Source organism: Nocardia spongicola (assembly GCF_047200775.1).
Classification (GTDB): domain Bacteria; phylum Actinomycetota; class Actinomycetes; order Mycobacteriales; family Mycobacteriaceae; genus Nocardia.
Genome location: NZ_JBJZOO010000046.1, coordinates 1 through 1,292, shown reverse-complemented (window position 1 = coordinate 1,292; position 1,292 = coordinate 1). Strand labels below are relative to the sequence as shown.

2 protein-coding genes are annotated in these 1,292 nt (G+C 70.3%); both read left to right on the top strand.

Annotated features, from left to right (window positions below; translation table 11 throughout):
* The coding region (locus ACL02S_RS24110; protein ID WP_412804785.1) for a hypothetical protein at window positions 1-294 on the top strand (294 nt) is incomplete at its 5' end.
* A gap of 123 nt (window positions 295-417) precedes the next feature.
* The gene (locus ACL02S_RS24105; RefSeq protein WP_412804784.1) at window positions 418-1,218 is read left to right on the top strand and encodes a DUF6884 domain-containing protein; all 801 of its coding nucleotides are present in this window, start codon (window positions 418-420) and stop codon (window positions 1,216-1,218) included.
* Window positions 1,219-1,292: the final 74 nt, after the last annotated feature.

Below are 1,292 nucleotides of genomic sequence, written 5' to 3'. Positions count from 1 at the left end.
GACGAAGCCCGCGAGCGTGCACACGAGCTGCGCGCCGAGTGGAACCGATTGATGACTCTGGACAACACCCCACTCGAGTACGTCTATCCCGACAGCGACGCCGAGGGCTGGGCGGACTACAGCGCCGAAATCGCCGCAGTCGAGCGGAAACTCGACGCCCACATGCGCGAGCACTACGACCACCTGGTCGATCAGCCGATCTGGCGCGAGTGGTACGCCCCTGGCGACGAGCCGGCCCGGCCCCGGACGGTCCCGGCGTCCGCCCCGATCACCGGCAATGACCCACCGTTCTAACCGCCGCCGAGCTGACCGCCGCCCGAAGCCGCGCCGATCTGCTGCGCCACATCGCCGACCCCACCGCCCCCGGCGACCCGTACACGCTGCTGACCGGCCACTGACCACCGAAGGAGAAGGCCGATGCACGAACCCGAGGCCGCCACCACCGCGTCCCCGCGCGCGGTCGAGGTCCCCGCCGTCGGAGCCGACCTCGACCCGCGCACCGCCCGCCACCTGCTCGCCCTGGCCCCCGAATTCGCACTGTTCGCCGCCTACGGCGTATCGGCGACCGTCGTGGGAACCGGTGGCGGATGCCTGGCTCTGCAGCTCGACATCAACGACGAGGTTTACGCGCTGGTCACCACCGACGACTACAGCGTGGCCACCTCCCGCGCCGAAATTCGCCGCTGGGAGGTCACCACCTATGACCGCCACGACGACGCCGAACCACTGACCGAGGCCGAGAGCGGGGAAAGCCTGGCCGCCGCCTGGTATGCGGCCACCGGCGAGGAACTCACGCAGATGTACGGCTCGCCGCTGCTGCTGGTCGCGTGCGGAGCCCGCAAGGCCCCGAACCCGGCACCGGCCGCCGAACTGTACGGCGGGACCTACTTCGCCGAGTGCCTGCGCGCCGCGCGCGCTCTCGCCGATGATTCCGACATCCGCATCATTTCCGCGCGGCACGGGCTGGTCACGCTCGCCGAGGAATTGGAGCCCTACGACACCAGGATTCGCGGCCGCCGCGACCAAGTGGCCGACCTCATCCGATACCAGGCCCGCACCGCGCGATTACTCGCCCGCCCCGTCATCGTGCTCGGAGGACGCGACTACGTCGAGACCGTCCGCGCGGTGTGGCCGCACGCCGTCGCCCCGCTGGCCGGTGCGGCGATCGGGATTCAGCGCCAGCGGTTGGCCCGGATGGCGTATCCCCGGCCCCGGTGAAGGCCCGAACCACCTGCCGATGACCGCCTGATGTGACGGGGCCCACATCAGAAAACTTGGGGAACTTGGGGAAT

Coding starts and splice junctions, on each gene's coding strand:
- ACL02S_RS24105 (WP_412804784.1), top strand. CDS start 418: ATGCACGAACCCGAGGCCGCCACCACCGCGTCCCCGCGCGCGGTCGAG.